Source organism: Edaphobacter aggregans DSM 19364 (assembly GCF_000745965.1).
Lineage (GTDB): Bacteria > Acidobacteriota > Terriglobia > Terriglobales > Acidobacteriaceae > Edaphobacter > Edaphobacter aggregans.
In genome coordinates, this window is the sequence record NZ_JQKI01000254.1 from 1 (window position 1) to 4,480 (window position 4,480).

Genomic DNA, 4,480 nt, shown 5'->3' on the forward strand with positions numbered 1-4,480 from the left:
TAAGGAAAAGCACTATCTGCGTGCTATGGCGGAGCTCGGTCCTGGACCTCATCGCTCAGGTGATATCGCCATAATCCTCAAGAAGCCCACAAACTCCTTAGGACCCCTTCGGGCGAGTTTGATAATCAAAGGTATGATCTGGAGTCCAAATCACGGCGATACGGCCTTCACGGTGCCCTTCTTCGACGAGTTCATGAAGAGGATTATGCCCGGAACTGATTGGCAAGCTCCGTAGAGCAACTACGGCTAGGCTAGGTTCTTAAGAACTAGCCAGCGAGGAACGGCGGACCATACATTTGAGAAAGTTCAAAACTGAAGTTGCCGATAAGCCGACTTTCAAGGAAGTAATTCTCGCTTGTACTTGTATGTGGCAGGACTCCTAATGAAACCTATTGGTTCCGAGCACATTTAGCGTGCCAACTCAATCTGGGTGTTGTAGTAGAGACGTAGAAGCGTGAGCCGACTACTGCGGAATTTCAGCCGAACCTCTGCCGCGCGGCCTCATGGCTGAAGTACATCCAGTAGCTTGGAAGGCGTACAGCAAGAGGCCCTGAAATGCGGGTATCAGCAATGGGTTCCGGTGAGTGTATTCTGTGCGAGTGTCAAAACCAGCCGAAAAATTACCCTCTCTGAAGGCTCCTGAGACCGCCATACTCTCGCGTGTCGACCGCCGTGAATTTATCAAGGCGAGCTCTCTGGCGGCTGGTGCGCTCACGTTTGGCGCGCCTGCACTTTTGCGCGGACAGAACCTCAACAGCAAGTTGAATATTGCCTGCATCGGAATCGGCGGCAAAGGCCGGAGCGATACGGATGCCTGCGCTGGTGAGAACATCGTCGCGTTGTGCGATGTGGATACAGGTTCCGACGCCTATCAAACCCAGACCAAAAAATATCCGAGCGCGAAGTTTTACAAAGATTTCCGGCAGATGCTGGATCAAATGGGAAATCAGATCGATGCGGTGACGGTTTCGACACCGGATCATATGCATGCGATCGTGGCATCGATGGCAATGAAGAGGAACAAGGCGGTGTTCTGCCAGAAACCGCTGACGCAAACGATCTATGAGGCGCGCTATCTGAGGAACATGGCCCACGACAGAAAGATCGTGACGCAGATGGGCAATCAGGGAAGCGCCTCGGACGGTCTGCGCCGCGCAGTGGAGACGATTCAGGACGGACTCATCGGACAAGTGCATGAAGTTCACGTCTGGACCAACCGCCCCGTGTGGCCGCAGGCAATGGAGCGTCCAGCCGGAGAAGACGCGGTTCCTGCGACATTAGATTGGGATACCTGGATTGGCCCGGCCCCTATGCGGCCATATATAGGCAGCCGGAACCCAAAGGATCGAAACGGAATTTACGAACCGTTCAACTGGCGTGGCTGGCAGAACTTCGGCACCGGTGCGCTGGGCGACATGGCCTGCCACACGGTCAATATGCCGTTTCGTGCTTTAGATCTCGATTACCCGTCGGAGATTGAGGCGATCTCTCTCGGCCAGATGAACAAGGAAACATATCCTGTCGGCTCCAAAATCCGCTTCGCCTTTCCCAAGCGCAAAGGTCGCATTCCCGTCGAACATCCACATCTCTTCCACCATTACAGAAAGATTGAGCACGATCCGGTGACACTCTGGTGGTATGACGGCGGCCAGCCCGACCCGGCAGCCCGTGGCGGCCATGACCTGAGCAACAAGCCGCCGATCGAACTGACCGCCGATATCGTGGCGTTGCAGGGCAAGGTTCCCGAGAGCGGTTGTCTGCTGATTGGCGACGGAGGCACGGTCTTTTCGCCGGACGACTATGGAACCAATTTCTTCATAAAACTCAAGGGCGAAGAGAAATTCGTCCACTACCTCAAGCATCCGGCCATGGCGCAATATCCGGAAAGGATTCCTCGCAACCATCATGCCGGGAATCTCGGCCTCGCTCACGCGCAGGAATGGCTCGCTGCCGTAAAGGAAAACAAGCCGGAGACGTGCTACTCGCGTTTTGACATCACGGCGCGTCTCACGGAAATTATGCTGCTGGGCTGCGTGTCATTGCGTGCCGGTCAGAAGATCGAATGGGACGGACCGAAGATGGTTGCGAAAAATTGTCCACAGGCGGCGCAGTTTATACGGCGGCAAGACCGTTTCGGTTGGGCTCTTTCCTGATGTCCCATCCTCGGCAAAGCCTAATAGACGTTAGTTCGATAATGACCGTTCAAGATGGATGGGAATAGCATATTGGGCCCCGGCGTCACACTCCGATCGCCTCTTCTTATGGAAAACGGGGTTTTCGGAAGCTTGAGGGTCGTACTTGCCGAAAACCGACGCTAGAGCCCGCGCAGAGCTTATGATTCAAAACCCCGTATGTAGGGTTTATTCGGCGGCCGCGGCCCTGTTTCAAACATCGGTCCGTGTGTCGAGTGATACTTCATGTTCATGTACGGCGTCTCGATGCGGCGTCCGACGGCAGAGTAACGGCCGTCCTCCCAGTTTGAGTCCATGTAGTAGTTCACAATCCCGGTTGACAGAAGCAGCCGCTCCGCATTGAACGGCTCCTTCCCGGTCAGCATCATCTCGGTGATCCAGTGCTCGTGGGCGTTCGCAGCGTGGTACTGCGAGATGGGGCCGGGCCAGCCAAGCATGGAGATGATCGTCGGGTCTTTCTGCCCTGCGATTTCGCCGGCGTAGGTCCACCCAACACCCGCGCCCGAAATTACCGACGCGTTGGTCCCATCGTTGTACTCCACGATACAGACGTTTGGTTGAAAAGGCCGCCGCTGATCCTGCCTGCCCTCCTGGAAGTATCCCGGCTTGAGGTCAAAATTCTTCCGCACTGCTTCAAGCAGGTTGTTGGCCCAGGGAGTGCGTTCGACCCACTGCCACGTTTCAGGCCCACGAATGGACTGCACCGACTTGACGCCTGTCTCACCGCCCTTGCGGCGATCGACAAAGGCCTGAAGCACGTCGACACAATGGAAGATGGCTCCCTCATCTGTGGCGCCTCCAACCACGATAGAGTTCTTTATGGGCGTATCGATAGCGAGTTCTATCTCGGGCTTGCGGTAGTAGAGCGGTATGGAAGAACCCCCGCTCAGGGGAAAGTTCAGTTCACGGGATTTGTCAAACATCCACTTAGCGTCGTCCCAGTTGTAGGAGAGGTGCTTGTCGTTGAACACAGGCACCGAGCGTTTGCTCTGCTCGAAGACCCGCATGACCTGCTGGTAAATCCACCAGCGCGGCAGGAGCCAGTGCCCCTTGAGATCGGTTGGATAATTCCCATGCTCACAGACGATGACAACACCATCCACCGCAAGTTCCTTGCCGCCAAGTGTTACAGCCTCGCCGACTGTCTTATAGATGGGAATGTTTTTCGCTTTGCATACTTTCTGAGCCAGCAGGCTCGTATCGAACTGATGGATGTAAACGGACACCACGTCAACCCGCGAAGGAGTGTGGGCGCCCTGCCACCAATAACCGTCTATCAGCTTGTTTACGATCCAGTCCGCATGTGAAGTCGGTAGCCCCCAATAGCTTACGAGGCAGGCGATACGAGGCCGTCTTTGCGCAGTCTGCGCCACAGCATCGGGCACTATCCCGGTCAAAGCCGCCAAACCGGCCATACCGGTTATTCCCAGCATTTCACGCCGAGTCAAGCGAGAGTTCGACTCCATAGTTTCGGTGATTGGAGCTGAATCTGCCGCCCTTGCTGCAATTTCGAGTTGTTTCTTTTTCATAATGGTTATTTGATCCTGTTGGTTACAGGTTTATTTTCTTGCAACAAATGCAGCGACTTGCCCTTTTACCTCTGGTCGGTGTTGTCATCGTACCCGGCAGTGGTCTCTGACCAACGCCACCGCCCGGCGGACCCGGTCAGAGCACGGCTCGACCCCGAAATCATGCAGTAGTTGAAGTGTTGGCAGCGTGGAGATCCAGGGCTGGCCCTGATTCTCGTCGCACTGGTTGAAGCTCCGCGCGGGGAAGCACGCGCCTCCCGCCCACTGGCCGTCTTCGCCCTGCAACTCTAGCAGTCTGGCACCCCAGCCCTCGGTGGCCGCCCGCGCGCGCTCCGCCGCGACTATCTCGGCTGGCGCATGGACAAGATCGCGCATCACCTGCCAGCGAATGGCGGGGTCCGAATCAAGGAGCCAGTCCAGTACCGTCATGCGGCGGAGTCTAACATGATTTGTAAAGATCTATATCGAGGTTATGGCGGTTTGTCTTTCCGGATTAGTAACGCAAACGGGGTTTTGAGAAAGTTCCCAGCAAGTTACCGAAATCCCGACTTCTCCGGCACTACGGAGATTGTCTCCGGGTTGTTTGAATGTAAGTCAGTGAGGAGCACAAGGTGTTGCAAAGGCTGAACTCAGCGGTGAAGCTGATTCAGAGAACTACCCCGGAGGCTCCTTGAGAGACGATATGTATTACATCGGACTGGATGTTCACAAGAGGACGATCAGCTATTGCGTGAAGGACGCGGCTGGTCACGTGCATCA

The 4,480-nt window shown here is 55.5% G+C and carries 3 protein-coding genes and 1 pseudogene; 2 read left to right on the plus strand and 2 right to left on the minus strand.

What is annotated here, in order from left to right:
• Window positions 1-235: pseudogene (locus tag Q363_RS30770) on the plus strand (ATP-binding protein); the annotation flags it as partial.
• A gap of 364 nt (window positions 236-599) precedes the next feature.
• Complete coding sequence (locus Q363_RS30775; protein WP_245632586.1) at window positions 600-2,153, plus strand: Gfo/Idh/MocA family protein; 1,554 nt, start codon at window positions 600-602, stop codon at window positions 2,151-2,153.
• Between the two features lie 179 nt (window positions 2,154-2,332).
• Here Q363_RS30775 and Q363_RS30780 read toward each other — a convergent pair whose 3' ends face one another.
• Together Q363_RS30780 and Q363_RS30785 are read right to left on the minus strand one after the other, a co-directional pair.
• Window positions 2,333-3,607 carry a hypothetical protein gene (locus Q363_RS30780; protein ID WP_245632587.1) on the minus strand — a complete coding sequence of 425 codons (1,275 nt, stop codon included), beginning with the start codon at window positions 3,605-3,607 and terminating at the stop codon, window positions 2,333-2,335.
• A gap of 198 nt (window positions 3,608-3,805) precedes the next feature.
• A complete protein-coding gene (locus tag Q363_RS30785; RefSeq protein WP_051979581.1) occupies window positions 3,806-4,150 on the minus strand; it encodes a hypothetical protein in 345 nt (114 codons plus the stop codon).
• Window positions 4,151-4,480 lie beyond the last annotated feature (330 nt).

Bases quoted from the DNA above. Each gene is read 5' to 3' on its own strand.
- Q363_RS30780 (WP_245632587.1), bottom strand. From the start codon at position 3,607: ATGGCCGGTTTGGCGGCTTTGACCGGGATAGTGCCCGATGCTGTGGCG.
- Q363_RS30785 (WP_051979581.1), bottom strand. From the start codon at position 4,150: ATGACGGTACTGGACTGGCTCCTTGATTCGGACCCCGCCATTCGCTGG.